The organism is Serinicoccus hydrothermalis, from assembly GCF_001685415.1.
Lineage (GTDB): Bacteria > Actinomycetota > Actinomycetes > Actinomycetales > Dermatophilaceae > Ornithinicoccus > Ornithinicoccus hydrothermalis.
Genome location: NZ_CP014989.1, coordinates 773,108 through 788,251, shown reverse-complemented (window position 1 = coordinate 788,251; position 15,144 = coordinate 773,108). Strand labels below are relative to the sequence as shown.

General features: G+C 71.5%; 15 protein-coding genes. 11 read left to right on the top strand and 4 right to left on the bottom strand.

Going from position 1 to position 15,144, the window contains the following annotated elements; all coding sequences use genetic code 11:
- Positions 1-4 precede the first annotated feature (4 nt).
- The 3 genes from SGUI_RS03780 to SGUI_RS03770 are packed head-to-tail and all read left to right on the top strand — an operon-like array spanning position 5 to position 1,963.
- Positions 5-346: a hypothetical protein gene (locus SGUI_RS03780; protein ID WP_066636505.1), complete on the top strand. Its 342-nt coding sequence runs from the start codon at positions 5-7 to the stop codon at positions 344-346.
- Positions 343-1,629, top strand: coding sequence for a saccharopine dehydrogenase family protein (locus tag SGUI_RS03775; RefSeq protein WP_066636503.1), 1,287 nt, complete (start codon positions 343-345; stop codon positions 1,627-1,629). The genes SGUI_RS03780 and SGUI_RS03775 overlap by 4 nt, the downstream gene beginning before the upstream one ends.
- A gap of 10 nt (positions 1,630-1,639) precedes the next feature.
- The gene (locus tag SGUI_RS03770; protein WP_066642698.1) at positions 1,640-1,963 is read left to right on the top strand and encodes a 2-polyprenylphenol hydroxylase; all 324 of its coding nucleotides are present in this window, start codon (positions 1,640-1,642) and stop codon (positions 1,961-1,963) included.
- An 86-nt stretch (positions 1,964-2,049) separates the two neighbouring features.
- Here the strand turns inward: SGUI_RS03770 and SGUI_RS03765 are convergent, their stop codons facing one another.
- Complete coding sequence (locus SGUI_RS03765) at positions 2,050-4,056, bottom strand: DUF305 domain-containing protein (protein ID WP_066636501.1); 2,007 nt, start codon at positions 4,054-4,056, stop codon at positions 2,050-2,052.
- Between the two features lie 157 nt (positions 4,057-4,213).
- Between SGUI_RS03765 and SGUI_RS03760 the strand changes: the two genes are divergently transcribed.
- The 7 genes from SGUI_RS03760 to SGUI_RS03730 are packed head-to-tail and all read left to right on the top strand — an operon-like array spanning position 4,214 to position 11,465.
- Positions 4,214-5,128 carry a LysR family transcriptional regulator gene (locus SGUI_RS03760; protein WP_066636497.1) on the top strand — a complete coding sequence of 305 codons (915 nt, stop codon included), beginning with the start codon at positions 4,214-4,216 and terminating at the stop codon, positions 5,126-5,128.
- Positions 5,129-5,167: 39 nt separating this feature from the next.
- On the top strand, positions 5,168-6,241 hold the full coding sequence (locus tag SGUI_RS03755; protein ID WP_418314015.1) for a tartrate dehydrogenase: 1,074 nt from the start codon (positions 5,168-5,170) through the stop codon (positions 6,239-6,241).
- 29 nt (positions 6,242-6,270) lie between these two features.
- Complete coding sequence (locus tag SGUI_RS03750; RefSeq protein ID WP_066636493.1) at positions 6,271-7,245, top strand: tripartite tricarboxylate transporter substrate binding protein; 975 nt, start codon at positions 6,271-6,273, stop codon at positions 7,243-7,245.
- Entirely contained in the window at positions 7,238-8,773 is a 1,536-nt protein-coding gene (locus SGUI_RS03745; RefSeq protein ID WP_066636490.1) for a tripartite tricarboxylate transporter permease, read from the top strand. Before SGUI_RS03750 ends, SGUI_RS03745 begins: the two co-directional genes overlap by 8 nt.
- On the top strand, positions 8,770-9,210 hold the full coding sequence (locus tag SGUI_RS03740) for a tripartite tricarboxylate transporter TctB family protein (protein WP_066636488.1): 441 nt from the start codon (positions 8,770-8,772) through the stop codon (positions 9,208-9,210). The genes SGUI_RS03745 and SGUI_RS03740 overlap by 4 nt, the downstream gene beginning before the upstream one ends.
- Entirely contained in the window at positions 9,211-10,302 is a 1,092-nt protein-coding gene (locus SGUI_RS03735) for a tartrate dehydrogenase (RefSeq protein WP_083190474.1), read from the top strand.
- Positions 10,299-11,465 (top strand): mandelate racemase/muconate lactonizing enzyme family protein, encoded by a 1,167-nt coding sequence (locus SGUI_RS03730; RefSeq protein WP_066636486.1) that lies wholly within the window; start codon positions 10,299-10,301, stop codon positions 11,463-11,465. The genes SGUI_RS03735 and SGUI_RS03730 overlap by 4 nt, the downstream gene beginning before the upstream one ends.
- A gap of 28 nt (positions 11,466-11,493) precedes the next feature.
- Here the strand turns inward: SGUI_RS03730 and SGUI_RS18215 are convergent, their stop codons facing one another.
- On the bottom strand, positions 11,494-11,625 hold the full coding sequence (locus tag SGUI_RS18215) for a hypothetical protein (protein ID WP_257784408.1): 132 nt from the start codon (positions 11,623-11,625) through the stop codon (positions 11,494-11,496).
- Positions 11,616-12,554, bottom strand: coding sequence for an MFS transporter (locus tag SGUI_RS03725; RefSeq protein WP_083190473.1), 939 nt, complete (start codon positions 12,552-12,554; stop codon positions 11,616-11,618). Before SGUI_RS03725 ends, SGUI_RS18215 begins: the two co-directional genes overlap by 10 nt.
- A 26-nt stretch (positions 12,555-12,580) precedes the next feature.
- Here SGUI_RS03725 and SGUI_RS03720 point away from each other — a divergent pair, with 26 nt between their 5' ends.
- Complete coding sequence (locus SGUI_RS03720; protein ID WP_066636476.1) at positions 12,581-13,162, top strand: TetR/AcrR family transcriptional regulator; 582 nt, start codon at positions 12,581-12,583, stop codon at positions 13,160-13,162.
- Between the two features lie 19 nt (positions 13,163-13,181).
- Here the strand turns inward: SGUI_RS03720 and SGUI_RS03715 are convergent, their stop codons facing one another.
- Positions 13,182-15,083 (bottom strand): FAD-binding monooxygenase, encoded by a 1,902-nt coding sequence (locus tag SGUI_RS03715; RefSeq protein ID WP_066636468.1) that lies wholly within the window; start codon positions 15,081-15,083, stop codon positions 13,182-13,184.
- Between the last annotated feature and the right edge of the window lie 61 nt (positions 15,084-15,144).

Below are 15,144 nucleotides of genomic sequence, written 5' to 3'. Positions count from 1 at the left end.
ACGCATGGACGAGTCCCAGGACAACGGGTCGGAGTATGCCGAGGTCGTCCGGCTGCCGGTGGGCCGGCGGCCGGAGAGCCGCACCACCGAGATCGAGGGGGAGGAGGCCACGGTGATCTACCTCCCCTGGCGGCACGAGGTCGACGGGGAGACGCGGCCCGCGGGGCTCTACATCCTGCGCCGGGACGCCGCGGGTGGGGAGGAGGACGTCTTCGTCCCGGACCGGGAGGTGCGCGGGCTGGAGGAGGCCTGGCACGAGATCGAGCAGTCGATCCGGGCGCACCCCGCCGGGCGTCGCCAGGAGAGCGGGGACGCGGACGACGCGTCCCCGCAGGACGACCGGTGACCGAGCCGGAACGGACGGCCGGCGGACCCTCCGACGAGGGCCGCGACGTCGACATCGCGGTCTTCGGCGCGACCGGCTTCGTCGGCGCGCTCGTGGCCGAGCACCTCCTCGGTGCCGCGCCCGAGGGCACGGTGGTCGCGCTGGCGGGGCGGTCGCAGGAGCGGCTGCGCGCGGTCCGCGACGGGCTGGGGGACCGGGCGGGGGACTGGCCGCTGGTCGTCGCGGACTCCTCCGACGACGCGAGCCTGCGCGCGCTGGCGGAGCGCTCCCGCGTGGTCGTCAGCACGGTCGGCCCCTACCAGGTGCACGGCCTCCCGCTCGTGCGGGCCTGCGCCGAGGCGGGCAGCGACTACGCCGACCTCACCGGGGAGGTGCTCTTCGTGCGGGACGCCATCGAGCAGGCGCACACCGTGGCCGAGGGGACGGGTGCACGGGTCGTCGTGTCCTGCGGCTTCGACTCGGTGCCCTCCGACCTGGGGGTGCACCTGCTGCACCGGGCGTCGGAGGCCGACGGGGCCGGTGGGCTGACCGACACCACGATGTGGGTCCGCGAGGCCAAGGGCGGTTTCAGCGGCGGGACCGTCGACTCGATCCGGATCCAGCTGCGCCGGATGGGGGAGGATCCCTCGCTGCGGCGCGTGGTCGCCGACCCGTTCGCGCTGAGCGGCGGCCGGAGCGGCGCGCCCGGGCAGCGCGACGTCATGCGGCCCTTCGTCGAGGAGGACAGCGGGCGCTGGGTCGCGCCCTTCCTCATGGCGTCCTACAACACGCGCGTGGTGCGCCGCTCGGACGCGCTGCTCGACGGCGCCTACGGGCCCCGGTTCCGCTACCGCGAGCTCGTCTCCACCGGCCGCGGCTGGCAGGGCGCCGTGCGGGCGCGGCTCGTCGCGACCGGGATGGCCGCGCTCGCCGGGTCGATGATGGTCCCCGGGCTGCGCTCGCTCGTGGACCGGGTGCTGCCCTCACCGGGGGAGGGCCCGAGCCGGGAGCAGCAGGAGGCGGGGCGCTTCCGCACCGAGACGATCACGACGACCGAGACCGGCCGGCGCTACGCCGCCACGGTCGCCGCCCTGGGCGACCCGGGGTATGCCGCGACCTCCGTCGAGCTCGGGCAGTCCGGCCTGGTGCTGCTCGCCACGCGGGGCGAGAGCGGGCGCCGGGGCGGGGTGCTCACCCCCGCGGTCGCGCTCGGCGACGACCTCGTCGAGGCGCTGCGCGCCCAGGGCTTCACGCTCGACGTCCGTGAGCTGGGGTCGGCCGGCCGGGGCAGCGCGGACGGGTGAGCGCGGACGGGTGAGCGACGCCGACGCAGGCGCGGGCGACGGGTCGACGGACGACGTGCGGTGGCTGGTCGTCGACGGACGCCGCTGGCGCCGGGCGGACCCCGAGATCCCCGAGGAGGCCGCCGCCCGGCTGCTGTCCCACCTGGGACGCGGCCGTTCTGCGGTGCGGGCGCACCGACGCCGCGGCGAGGACCCGGCACCGGCCCGCCGACGGGTGGACCTGGCCAAGCACGGTCTGGGGGAGCGGGGTGATCCCTGGTGGGAGCAGACGCCGCAGGAGCGCCGGCGCCGCTGGCGCGACGCGCTGGAGGAGCTGGACCGGCTCGACCGGTGAGCACGGGCATACCTGCCCGGCCCGGACTCGCCGGCGCCCGGCGTGCCTGCGGGATGCAGGCGCGCCGGGCGTCGTCGTGAGGTGGGTCAGACCGCCTGGCGGAGCTGCTCCATCTCGTAGATCTGCGCCTCCTGGGTGACCATGAGGTCGGAGGCGAACTGCCGGACGAAGGAGTCCGTGCCGTTGACGCTCACGTCCACGGCCATGTCGATCGCGCCCTCGTGGTGCGGGATCATCAGGTCGAGGAAGAGGGCGTCGAAGTCGGCGCCGTCGGAGTTGCGCAGGGCGCGCATCTCCTGCTTGGTCGCCATGCCCATCATCTCGACCATCTCCGGGTCCTTCAGCATCTCGCGGTAGGCCTTCTTCTCGTTGGTGACCGGGAGGCCGTTGCGGGCCTGCCAGCCCTGCATGGCGTCGATCTCCAGGCCCTGCTCGACGAGGATCCGGTCCGCGAGCGCCTTGACCTGCGGGTCGCTGGCGCGCGACGGAGCCATCCTGCTCATGAGGACCGCCTGGTGGTGGTGCGGGGCCATCATGTGCATGAACATCTCGTCGGCGTCGTTCGCCTCGGCCGTCTCCATCGAGTCGCTCTGCGCCATCATGCGGTCGGCCTGGCCGGCCTCGAGGGTCCGGGACTTCTCCCCGGGCGACCCCGGGACGATGACCGGAGCGGCCTCGGTGTCGCCCTGGGCGGTCATGCGCGGCATACCGTTGCGTGAACGACCCTCGGCGTACTGGTACTGCGTCTGCGCGTTGAGCACGTCGAAGGTGACCCGACGGTCGCCCTGCGTGCCGTTGATGCGCAGCACGTCCAGACCCTGCTGGATGTCGCTGGAGTAGATGTAGCCGTTGTAGTAGTACGCGGACCACGAGCCACCGAGGGTGAGGAACTCGTCGGAGAGCGCCCCACGGTCGAAGTAGCCGATCTCCTCGGGCTCGGAGGAGTTGGTGAAGTCGTAGACCGAGACACCACCCTGGTACCACGCCTGGACCATGACGTCCCCGCCGGTGACCGGGACCAGCGAGCCGTTGTGGGCCACGCAGTTCTCGTTGTCGGTCTGGTGCCGGGGGATCTTGTAGTAGCTGCGGAACATCAGGTCGCGCGAGCTCCCGGCGCCGGCGATGTCGAAGATCGCGTTGGCACCGCGGTTCGGGCCGACCTCTTCGTTGCAGGTGGCCGCGCCACCGCCGCCGAGCTCGTCGGTGAAGACGACCTTGGTGCCGTGGTTGTTGAACGTCGCCGAGTGCCAGAACGCGAAGTTGCGGTCCCGCACCCGGTCGATGACCTGCGGGTCCACCGGGTCGGAGATGTCCATGAGGATGCCGTTGCCCATGCAGGCGCCGGCGGCCAGCTCACGCTCGGGGGCCACGGTGATGTCGTGGCACCCGCTGGTGCCCGGGGCACCGCCGCCCGGGAAGAGGACCGGCTCCGCGACGACCGAGGCCGAACCCGGGTCGTCCAGCGGCACCTCGACGATCGAGATGCTGTCGTGCGGGGGCTGGCAGTTGGGGAAGGCGTCGTTCGGGCCGTAGGACGAGACGTAGAGGTAGGCGTTCTCACCCTCGGGGTCCGGGACGTAGGTGTGCGTGTGCGAACCGCACTCGGTCGCCACCGCGCCGACGTAGTCGGGGTTGCGCAGGTTGCTGATGTCGAAGACGCGCATGCCCTCCCAGCCGTCCGGGTCGCCGCTGTTGGTGGCCTCGCTGGAGCACGAGTCGCTGGTGCGCGCGTAGTCCACCGAGAAGAAGAGCAGCGAGCCGTCGTTGGTCACCGAGATGTCACCCTGGCCGCCGGGGCAGAGCACCTGGCTGACGATCTGCGGGTTCCGCGGCGTGGAGATGTCCCAGATCGTGAAGCCGTTGTAGTTGCCCTGGAAGGCGTAGTCGCCCCAGAAGGCGATGTCGGAGTTGGTGGACGTCAGCGGGGACCGCTTCGGCGTGTTGTCCACGTGACGCATGTTGTCGCTGATCTGGATGTCGTCCGGATCGGCCTGGACCGCGCCGGGCAGCAGGGCGACCGTCATGATCAGGGCGACGAGGGCACCGAGCCACCCCCGCACCTGTCGCCGGGTGGAGACCGCGTGACGTTTCATAGGGGAACACCTTCGTTCGTTCGGTCACAGGGAAGTGCTCCCGACGCTAGCCCCGCGTTCAGGGGTCCACCAGGAACTTGGGAAGATCTTGGACAGACCTTGACGGTGTCTTTACCGGAGAGTGTGGAAGCGACGTCGCGCCGTGGAAGGAGGGGTGATGGACGTACGACAGCTGACCTACTTCCTCGGGGTCGTCACGCACGGCGGTTTCGGACGGGCCGCGAGCCAGCTGCACGTCAGCCAACCGGCCCTGTCGCAGTCGGTCGCCGCGCTCGAGCGTGATCTCGGCGTGCCGCTGCTGCACCGCGTCCCGAGCGGGGTGAGGCTGACCGACGCCGGGCGCGCACTGGTGCCCCATGCCCGCCAGGTGCTGAGGGAGCTCGATGCCGCACGGGCGGCCACGCGTGCCGTGGGGGAGGAGCTCACGGGGCAGATCGACCTGGCACTCATGCCCTCCCAGGGGGTGGAGCCCTTCGCCTCCGTCATGCGCCGGCTGGTCGCGGTCCACCCGAGGCTGATCGTCAACGCGCATGCGTCGTTCGTCCGGGACGAGGCGATCGAGCTGGTGCGGACCGGGACGTGCGAGATGGGTCTGGTCGGCGCCCTGGCGACCCCGTACCCCGCCGGGATCGAGGTGCACACCCTGGGGCACCAGGAGATGGTGCTCGTGGTGCCCGAGGACTCCCCGCTGCCGGGGGACCGGCCGCTGACGGCCCGGGACCTCGACGGGCAGCGGATCGTGGTGTCCCCTCCCGGGAGCGTGATGCGACAGATGGCCGACCGGCTCATGGGCGGGAGCACCATGACGGTCGTGGTCGAGACCGCCCACCGCTCGGCGATCCTGCCGCTGGTCCTCGCCGGGGTGGGGGTCGCGGTGCTCTCCTCCGCCTGGGAGTCCCTGGCGCGCGAGGCCGGGGCGCGGGTCTGTCGCCTCGCCGACCCGATGCAGCTGCAGGTGGACGTCATCCATCGGCCGACGCGGCTGACCCCGGCGGCCCAGGCACTCCTGACCCTGGTGGAGAAGGGGCCGTGGCCAGGAGATATAAGCGTCATGGATGGGTCTTATCGATAACTGGTCTTGGACGGCCGGTACCCGGCGAACCTAGCGTCGCTGGACATGACGAAGCTCCACAAGATCGCAGCGATCCCGGCGGACGGGGTCGGCACCGAGGTCGTCGAGGCGACCAAGCAGGTCCTCTCCGCGCTGCAGGAGCGCCACCCGACCTTCGAGCTGGAGTGGCACGACTTCGACTGGGGGACGGCCTACTACGAGCAGCACGGCCGGATGATGCCCGAGGAGGGCCTCGACGAGCTCCGCACCATGGATGCGATCCTCTTCGGCGCGGTCGGGTGGCCGACCGTCCCGGACCACATCACCCTCTGGGGTCTGCGGTTGGCGGTCTGCCAGGGCCTGGACCAGTGGGCCAACGTCCGTCCGGTCACCTTCCACCCCGGAGTCCCCTCCCCGATCGTCGACGCCCACGAGCGCGAGCTGGACTGGGTCGTGGTGCGGGAGAACAGCGAGGGGGAGTACTCCGGGTTCGGCGGGCGGAACTTCGCCGGTCGCGAGGGTGCCGGCGAGGTGGCGGTGCAGAGTGCCGTCTTCACCGAGGCGGGCTGCGAACGCATCATGCGGTTCGCCTTCGACCTGGCGCGTACCCGCGACCGGCGGAAGGTCTCCTGCGTGACCAAGAGCAACGCCCAGCAGTACGGCATGGTGCTCTGGGACGACGTCTTCGCCCGGGTCGCCGCCGACTACCCCGACGTCGAGACCGAGAAGGTGCTCGTGGACGCGATGGCCGCCAAGTTCGTGCTGCGTCCGGAGGACTTGTCGGTCGTCGTCGCGAGCAACCTGCACGCCGACATCCTCTCCGACCTCGGCAGTGCGATGGCAGGAAGCCTGGGGCTCGCCAGCAGTGCCAACCTCAACCCCGAGCGCCGTTCCCCCTCCATGTTCGAGCCGGTCCACGGATCCGCACCGGACATCGCGGGCCAGGGCGTCGCCAACCCCGTCGGCACCTTCCTGTCCGCGGCCCTCATGCTCGACCACCTCGGACATCCCGACGAGGCGGGTCGACTGCGCGAGGCCGTCGACAAGGCCCTCGCCGCCGACGTCCGCACCCGTGACATCGGTGGCGGTGCCACCACGCGTGACGTCGTGGAGGCCGTGACCGCAGCCCTGTAGTCCCACCCACCCATGGAGGAGAGTCAACGATGATTCGCACCCGCACGACGGCCCTGGCCGTGCTGCCCGCCCTTGCCCTCACCCTGTCGGCCTGCGGAGGTGGGGGAGATCCCGCTGCCGACTACCCCACCAAGCGCATCGACTACGTGCTGCCCTTCGACCCTGGTGGCGAGTCCGACATCACCGCGCGTCTCCAGCAGGAGCCGTTGGAGGAGGCGCTGGGCCAGAGCGTCTCGATCTCCTACCAGCCCGGGGCCGGTGGCGCGCTCGGCTGGTCCGAGCTCACCCGGTCCCGCCCCGACGGCTATACGGTGATGGGCTGCAACATCCCCCACATCATCCTGCAGCCCATGCTGCGCGACGACGCCGGCTACGAGACCGAGCAGATCAAGCCGGTCTACTTCTTCCAGAGCACGCCGAACGCCCTGCTCGTCTCGGCCGACAGCGAGATGGAGACCGTCGACGACTTCGTGGCGGCGGCCAAGGAGGACCCGGGCGGCCTGTCCGTCGGTGGCAGCGGAGACTTCAGCGCCAACCACATCGGCACGCTGCAGTTCGCCGACGCGGCCGGCATCGAGGTCTCCTACACCCCCTTCGACGGGACCGGGGCCGCGGTGCCCGCGCTCCTGGGTGGTCACGTCGACGCGCTCATGAGCTACACGCCGCAGATCGACCAGCTGGGCGACCAGGTGAAGGCCCTGGCCGTCGCGTCCGAGGAGCGCATGGACGGCCTGGACGTCCCCACCTTCACGGAGCAGGGGATCGACATGGCCGACGGCGCCTACCGCGGCGTCTGCGTCCAGGAGGACACCCCGCAGGAGATCGTCGACTCCCTCGCGGAGACCTTCGCCTCCGTCAACGAGGACCCTGACCTCGTCGAGGACTTCCGCGAGCAGGCGTTCGTCCTCGAGAACTACGGGCCGCAGGAGTCCGTCGAGCTGATCGAGAGCCGCACGGCGGAGTACGAGGAGCTGCTCGGCTCGCTGGGGATGCTCGATGAGTGATGCCCTCGCCGGCCTCGTCGCACTGGTCAGCCCGCTGACCCTGCTGCTCGTCCTGGTCGGCACGGTGGCCGGCATGGCCATCGGCGCCATGCCCGGGCTGAGCGCCACCATGGGGCTGGCCCTGCTCGTGCCCTTCACCTTCGCCATGGACCCCGGTCCCGGTCTGGTGCTGCTCGGTGCCTTCTACATGGGAGCGATCTACGGTGGGTCGTTCACCGCGATCCTCGTCAACGCCCCTGGCACGCCCAGCTCCATCGCGACGGCCTTCGAGGGCTACCGGATGACGAAGCAGGGGCGGAGCGAGGAGGCCATCGTCGCCGCCACCGTCGGGTCCGTCGTCGGCGGACTGGTGGGGGTGGTCTTCCTCATCTTCCTCGCCCCTCCGCTGGCGGACTTCTCGCTGCGCTTCGGGCCGCAGGAGTACTTCTGGGTGGCGATCTTCGGGCTCACGATCATCGTCGGCATGAGCACCGGCTCGGTCGTCAAGGGACTCATCGGTGGCGCTCTCGGGGTCCTTCTCGGCACGGTGGGCATCTCGCCGGTCGGCGGGGACGTCCGCTTCACCTTCGGCGAGCCGAGCCTGCAGGGCGGGGTGCCGCTCGTGCCGGCTCTCATCGGCCTGTTCACCATCCCGGAGGTCATCAAGCTCGTCGCGCGACGTACGCGGGAGTACGACGTCCAGCAGGGCAGCACCCAGGAGTCTCGCTCGCCGCTGCGCATGGCCTTCGACCTCGTCCGGCGTCCCGTCAACGTGCTGCGCTCCTCGGTCATCGGATCGCTCATCGGCATCCTTCCGGGGGCGGGCGGCAGCGTCGCCAACCTCGTGGCCTACAACGAGGCGAAGCGCACGTCGAAGGCCCGGCACGAGTACGGTCGCGGGAGCGCCGAAGGGGTGGTGGCGGCGGAGTCCGCCAACAACGGCACCGTCGGTGGCGGTTTCATCCCGACGCTCACGCTCGGGGTCCCCGGGACCCCGCCGGACGCGATCGTGCTGGGCGTGCTGCTGCTCCAGGGTCTGCGGCCGGGTGCCGACCTGTTCACCCAGTCCGGTGACCTGGTCTACACCTTCGCCTTCGCCCTCGCGCTCTCCGCACTCATGATGGCCCCGGTGGGACTCATCGGGGGCCGTGCCCTGCAACGTGGGGTGGTGCGGCTCCCGGCTCGCTACCTCGCGCCGGCGATCACGGTGATGTCCATCGTCGGTGCCTACGCCATCCGCAGCTCGGTCGTCGACGTCGTCATCATGCTCGTCCTCGGCGTGCTGGCCTACTTCCTCGGCCGGGCCGGCATCGGGGCGGCGCCGATCGTGCTCGGCCTGGTGCTGGGACCGATCGCCGAGCGCGGGCTCGTGCAGGGTCTGCTCACCTCCACGGACCAGGCGATGCCCTGGCTGACGTTCTTCACCCGACCGCTCAGCATCGTGCTCATCCTCATGACCCTGGTCGGGTTCCTCTGGCCCCTCTGGCAGAACCGCAAGGGTGCGGCCACCGAGGACATGGTCAAGCAGTCCGAGGGGGACCGCTCGTGAAGAACCTCATCACCGGCGTGCTGCTGCTGGCCCTGGTGGCCTCCTTCTGGGTGCAACGGGCATACCGCTTCCCGCACACCAACCTGCTGCCGGACGCCGTCATGGTGGTGCTCGCGGTGCTCAGCGTGTGGCTCCTCGTGAGCGGGTGGCGCACGAGACAGGACCCGGAGGAGCACGAGGAGGAGGCTCTGACCTGGGCCGACCTCGGGCGGGCGGTCCTGCTGCTGGCGGCCTGGGTCGTCGCGCTGCCCTGGCTCGGCTTCGTCCTGGCGGGCATCGTGGGCGGCACGGTCGTCTCCCTCAGCATGAGGACCGGGCGTCCCACCGTCCGGCAGGTCCTGCTGGACACGGCCGTGAACGCAGCGGTCGTGCTGCTGGTCTATCTTGCCTTCACCCAGGTCCTCTACGTCCGTCTTCCCCAACTTGGAGGTATGTAGGTGTCATCCGCACAGTCCACGCAGCAGGTCAAGGTCGCCGTCATCCCCGGTGACGGGATCGGCACCGAGGTGATGGAACCCACCCTCGGGATCCTCGAGACGGTGGGGGAGAAGCACGGCCTGGAGTTCGCCTGGCAGCACCACGACTGGAGCTGCGAGCACTACACCAGGACCGGCCGGATGATGCCCGAGGACGGGCTGGACCAGCTCGCCGAGGCCGACCAGATCCTCCTCGGCGCGGTGGGCTTCCCCGGCGTGCCGGACCACGTCTCGCTCTGGGGGCTGCTCATCCCCATCCGCCGCGCGTTCAAGCAGTACATCAACCTGCGCCCGGTCCGGCTCATGCCCGGGATCGAGTGCCCGCTTCGGCTGCGGGACGGCACGGACATCGACTTCCTCGTGGTCCGGGAGAACAACGAGGGCGAGTACTCCGAGGTCGGCGGGCGGATGTACCGCGGCACCCCCGACGAGTTCGCGGTCCAGGAGTCCGTCTTCACCCGTCGCGGGGTCGAGCGGGCCGCCCGGTATGCCCTGCAGCTCGCCGCGGACCGGTCCGGCTCCCTGGCCTCGGCCACGAAGTCCAACGGGATCGTGCACACCATGCCGTTCTGGGACGAGGTCGTGCACCAGACCGCCCAGGACTTCCCGGGCGTGGAGGTGCGGGACTACCACATCGACGCGCTGTCGGCGCTCTTCGTGCTCGACCCCGGCCGCTTCGACGTCGTCGTCGCCTCCAACCTCTTCGGCGACATCCTCACCGACCTCGGTGCGGCGATCATCGGCAGCATCGGCATCGCCCCGTCCGCCAACCTCAACCCCGAGGGCGAGCACCCCTCGATGTTCGAGCCGGTGCACGGATCGGCGCCCGACATCGCCGGCCAGGGCATCGCCAACCCGCTCGGCCAGATCTGGGCCGCGTCGATGATGCTCGACCACCTGGGCCACCCGCGGGCCGCGGGCGAGCTCGTCGCGGCGGTCGAGGCCAGCCTGGCCGCCGGCATACGCACCCCCGACCTGGGCGGGAGCGCGACGACCACCGAGGTCGCCGAGGCCGTCCGCCAGCACGTCCGCGACCAGGAGGCCGACGCGTGAGGATCCTCGAGGTGCGCGAGCACACCTTCCCCATCAGCAGCCCGATCCGCAACGCGGTCGTCGACTTCTCCCAGATGACCCTGAGCCTGGCCGCGGTGGTCACCGACGAGGTGCGCGACGGGCGACCGTTGGTGGGCTTCGGCTTCAACAGCAACGGGCGCTACGGCCAGGGGTCGCTCATGCGGGAGCGCTTCGTGCCACGCCTCACCGGGGCCGACCCCGAGGCCCTGCTCGACGTCACCGGCCAGATCGACCCGCACCGTGCCTGGGACGTCATGATGACCAACGAGAAGCCCGGTGGGCACGGGGAGCGCTCGGTCGCCGTCGGTGTGCTCGACATGGCCCTCTGGGACCTGCGCGCCAAGCTGGAAGAGCGTCCGCTCTACGACCTCATCGCCGAACGGCACGGCAGCGGCACGGCGGACCGGCGGGTCTTCGTCTACGCGGCGGGCGGCTACTACCACCCCGGCAAGGGGGACGCCGGTCTGCAGGAGGAGCTGCGCAGCTACCTCGACCGTGGCTACACCGTGGTGAAGATGAAGATCGGCGGCGCCCCGCTCGTCGAGGACCGGCGCCGGATCGAGGCGGCCCTGTCCGTGCTCGGGCCCGGGCAGCGGCTCATGGTCGACGCCAACGGGCGGTTCGACGCGCAGGAGGCGACGGCATACCTCGACGCCCTGGAGGAGTACGACCTCCACTGGTACGAGGAGCCGACCGACCCGCTGGACTACGACGGGCTGCGCCAGGTCGCCGAGCGGCGCACCACGGTCCCGCTCGCCACCGGCGAGAACCTCTTCTCCCACCTCGACGCCCTCAACCTCGCCCGCTACGGCGGTCTCGACCCGGCGAAGGACTACCTGCAGTTCGACTGCGCCCTCAGCTACGGGCTGGTCGAGTACCTCCGCACCCTCGACGCCCTGGCGCCGCTGGGGTGGGCGCCGGAGCGGTTCATCCCGCACGGCGGGCACCAGATGTCCCTCAACATCGCGGCCGGGCTCGGGCTCGGGGGGAACGAGTCCTACCCCGACCTGTTCCAGCCCTTCGGCGGCTTCCCCGACGGCGTGGCCGTCGAGGACGGCTTCGTCACGATGCCCGAGCTCCCCGGCATCGGCTTCGAGGGGAAGTCCGATCTGGCGCAGGTCTGCGCCGAGCTGGCCTCCTGACCTGGAGGGGTGCTCGCGAGGCAAGCGGTCACGGGCCGACGAGGGCGGTGCCCACCGCCTGGCCGACCGAGACGGCGAGGAACAACCACGCCGTCGCCTGCTCGGCATCCTGCGGCCGTAGCACCCGGCCCCAGAGGATGAGGGTCCCCGTCAGCGCCATGTAGGCGGCGCCGAAGAGGGCCAGGGCCAGCACGGCGGGCCACAGCTGGGTGGCCGCGGACACGACGGTGGTGGCGAGCAGGATCGGGCGGAGCAGGCGAGGAAGGCCTTGAGCGGGCTGGTGAGGTCGACCAGGCGGGCCGCGAGGACCCCGATGAGCCCACCGGCGCCGACGACGACCCAGAGCCAGCCGATCCGGTCGGTGCCGAGGCCGGTGTCGCGCACCACCACGGAGGGGCCGTAGGTCCAGACGTAGGCCGAGACGGCGCCGGCCGCCGCGGCGAGCAGCCAGGGAGCGGTCATGCTGCGGACGGTGCCGTCGCCGCGCGTGGACCGGGGCTCAAGGTCGGGGACCGGCGGAGCCAGCGCACGGACCATCCACCCGGAGCCGACGCACACGAGGGCGACCAGGACCCAAGGGGTCACCACGGCGCTGGTCAGCAGCACCACCGTGCCGACGACGACCAGGCCGACGGCGGTCCCGGAGTTCACCGCGGTCTGCGTCAGGCCGGAGCGCTGCGCGGGCACGGCGCGGTCCAGGAGCGCGACCAGGGCGGGCGAGGCGAGGCCCGCCCCGGCGCCGGCGACGAAGGCGGCGGCGGTGAAGACGGCCGGGGTCTGCGCGAGCATGAGCCCGAGCGCCCCGACCCTGGCGACCACCCCCGCGGCGAGCGCGACCTCACGCGCCCGGGTCCCGGCCAACCGGCCTCCCACGAGGACGGCGAGGCAGTAGGACGCGAACTGTGCCGTGCCCGCGGGTCGCAGCGCCCCCTCCAGACCGGGCCGGGCGGCGACCATCTGGGGGTGCAGCAGACCGACGCCGAACCGCGCCATGCCGTAGGTGCCCGCGATGAGCACCACGCCGGCCAGCACCAGGGCCAGCGGCGACGGCGACGGTGGAGCGGCAGCAAACTGTAACGTTCGTTTCATAATGAAACGAACGTGACACTAGGAGCATGGCGAAGGAGCAGACCCGCACCCGGATCCTCGACGCGGCCGAGTCGTTGTTCTTCACCGAGGGCATCGCGGTGACCGGGGTGGACCGGGTGGCCTCGCAGGCCGGGGTCTCGGTCGTCACCCTCTATGCCCACATGGGCAGCAAGGACGGCCTGCTGGCGCAGGTGCTGCGGCGTCGCCTCGACGACTGGCAGTCCGTCTGGCAGGAGCGCGTCGACGCCGCACCGGGTCCGCAGGAGCGGGTGCTCGCCGTCTTCGACGCGCTCACGGCATACCGGGACCGCTCCTCGCCGTCCCAGTGGTGCTCCTTCCTGGCGACCGCCTCGGAGCGCCCGGCGACGCCGGGGGAGGAAGCCGACCCCGCCGTCGACCTGGTCGCGGCGGACACCGCCGGGCTCGTCACCCGGCTGCGCGAGCTGGCCGCCGAGGCCGACCCGGAGCGGGTCGAGGAGATCGTCGACACCGTCCTGCTCGTCTACAACGGCGTCCTCGCCAGCCTCCTGCGCGGCGCTCCGCAGGACCCGGCGCGCGTGGGCGCCGAGGTGGCGCGGTCCGCGCTGGGGTGGGGACGCCCGGTCTGAGCGAGGGGAGCGCCCGGGGTCAGCCCTGCGCGGGCGCGCCGGTCATGAGCCCGTCGAAGTAGGCGGCCAGCTCATCGTGGGCGGAGAGCGGGAAGATCGCGGAGACGTACTGGTCCGGCCGGACCACGACGACGGCGCCCTCGCGCGAGACGGAGCGCTCGTCGAAGATGTCGACCTCGGTCCACGCGTTCGGCGCGGCGGCGAAGACCTTCTCCCAGTCCATGAGCCCAAGCGGGCCGCTGCGGGGCCGGAAGACCTCGGGGACCTGCGCGAGCTCGACGTCCTCGTAGCCCTGCTGGTAGACGACCTTGACGTCGAAGACGGCATCGGGGTCGGCGCCGTCCGGGGTATGCCGGCGCACGGGGGAGTCGGGCGAGGTCACCCAGTCGGCCCAGTCGGCGAGCGCGGAGGGCTCGCCCGCGGCGGGGGCGTCGGCGAAGGCGTAGACCCGCCAGCGGCCGTCGGCACGGGCGTGGTGACCGAGGTGCACGGCGTTGCCGTCGCACACCCGGACCACCTCGACGGACTTGAAGCGCTTGCCCAGCGGGAAGCCCTCGGCGAGGCCCTGGTGCTCGCCGTCCGCGACCAGGGTGGAGGCGGCATACTGCGTCATGAAGCCGGAGGGGAACTCGGCGGTGCCGAGGTAGAAGGTGGCGAGCTCGGAGGGGTCGGTGATGTCCTCCGGCTTGCGCGCCATGAGCGAGGACCACTCCCGGTCGAAGTCGATGAGCTCCTGCGCCACCGGCTGCCGCTCCGCGGAGTAGGTCGAGAGCAGCGAGGCGGGGCTCAGCCCGGTGAGGACGTGCCCGAGCTTCCACCCGAGGTTGAAGCCGTCCTGCATCGACACGTTCATGCCCTGGCCGGCCTTGGCGCTGTGGGTGTGGCAGGCGTCGCCGGTGAGGAAGACGCGCGGCGTGCGGTCCGACCCCTCGGGCACGTCGTCGAACTTGTCCGTGACCCGGTGCCCGACCTCGTAGACGCTGTGCCAGGCGACCTCCTGCACGTCGATCGTGTAGGGGTGGAGGATCTCGTTGGCCCGGCGGATGATCTCCTCGATCGGGGTCTTGCGGATGGCGTGGTCCGGGTCCTCGGGCGACTCGCCGAGGTCGATGTACATCCGGCAGAGGTAGCCGCCCTCACGGGGGATGTGCAGGATGTTGCCGGCGGCGGCGTTGATCGCGCACTTGGTCCGCCAGTCCGGGAAGTCGGTGTTGACCAGCACGTCCATGACGCCCCAGGCGTGCGCGGCGAGCTGGCCGACGTGGCGCCGCCCGATCGCCTCCCGCACCCGGCTGCGCGCCCCGTCGCACCCAGCGACGTACTTCGCGCGGACGGTGACCTCCTCGCCCTCGCGCTCGCCGGCGACGTGCCGCAAGCGCACCTCCACCGGGTGCTCGCCCTCGTCGTGGACGGTGAGGCCGACGAACTCGATGCCGTAGTCGGGCACGATGCGCCCCGGGCCGTGGCGGGCGGCCTCGGCGAAGTAGTCGAGCACCCGCGCCTGGTTGACGATGAGGTGCGGGAACTCGCTGATCTTGAAGCCGTAGTCCTCGGTCCGCGCGGTCCGCACGATGTTGCCGGGCTCGTCGGGGTCGGGACCCCAGAAGTTCATGTAGGCGATGTTGTAGGCCTCGGCGGTGATGCGCTCCGCGAAGCCGAACGCCTGGAAGGTCTCCACGCTGCGCGGTTGTATGCCGTCGGCCTGCCCGAGCTCGAGGCGGCCCTCGCGCCGCTCCACGAGGCGGGTGGTCAGCTGCGGGAACTGCGAGAGCTGCGCCGCCAGCAGCATCCCCGCCGGACCGGAGCCGACGATGAGGACGTCGGTCTCCTCGGGGAGCTCGGTGGGGCGGTCCACGCCCGTGCCCGCCGCGTCCTCGACCCGCGGGTCGCCGGAGACGTAGCCGTGGTGGTGGAACTGCATGGGGGTGACTCCTTCGTCGACCGTGCGGGAGGGTGGTCAGGTGCCGCTCACGCCCCGATCA

What these genes read in the sequence shown, in the direction of transcription:
- SGUI_RS03715 (WP_066636468.1), bottom strand. Translation starts at nt 15,083, where the DNA reads ATGCAGTTCCACCACCACGGCTACGTCTCCGGCGACCCGCGGGTCGAG.
- SGUI_RS03725 (WP_083190473.1), bottom strand. Translation starts at nt 12,554, where the DNA reads ATGAAACGAACGTTACAGTTTGCTGCCGCTCCACCGTCGCCGTCGCCG.
- SGUI_RS18215 (WP_257784408.1), bottom strand. Translation starts at nt 11,625, where the DNA reads ATGGCGCTGACGGGGACCCTCATCCTCTGGGGCCGGGTGCTACGGCCG.
- SGUI_RS03780 (WP_066636505.1), top strand. Translation starts at nt 5, where the DNA reads ATGGACGAGTCCCAGGACAACGGGTCGGAGTATGCCGAGGTCGTCCGG.
- SGUI_RS03750 (WP_066636493.1), top strand. Translation starts at nt 6,271, where the DNA reads ATGATTCGCACCCGCACGACGGCCCTGGCCGTGCTGCCCGCCCTTGCC.
- SGUI_RS03760 (WP_066636497.1), top strand. Translation starts at nt 4,214, where the DNA reads ATGGACGTACGACAGCTGACCTACTTCCTCGGGGTCGTCACGCACGGC.
- SGUI_RS03765 (WP_066636501.1), bottom strand. Translation starts at nt 4,056, where the DNA reads ATGAAACGTCACGCGGTCTCCACCCGGCGACAGGTGCGGGGGTGGCTC.
- SGUI_RS03745 (WP_066636490.1), top strand. Translation starts at nt 7,238, where the DNA reads ATGAGTGATGCCCTCGCCGGCCTCGTCGCACTGGTCAGCCCGCTGACC.
- SGUI_RS03720 (WP_066636476.1), top strand. Translation starts at nt 12,581, where the DNA reads ATGGCGAAGGAGCAGACCCGCACCCGGATCCTCGACGCGGCCGAGTCG.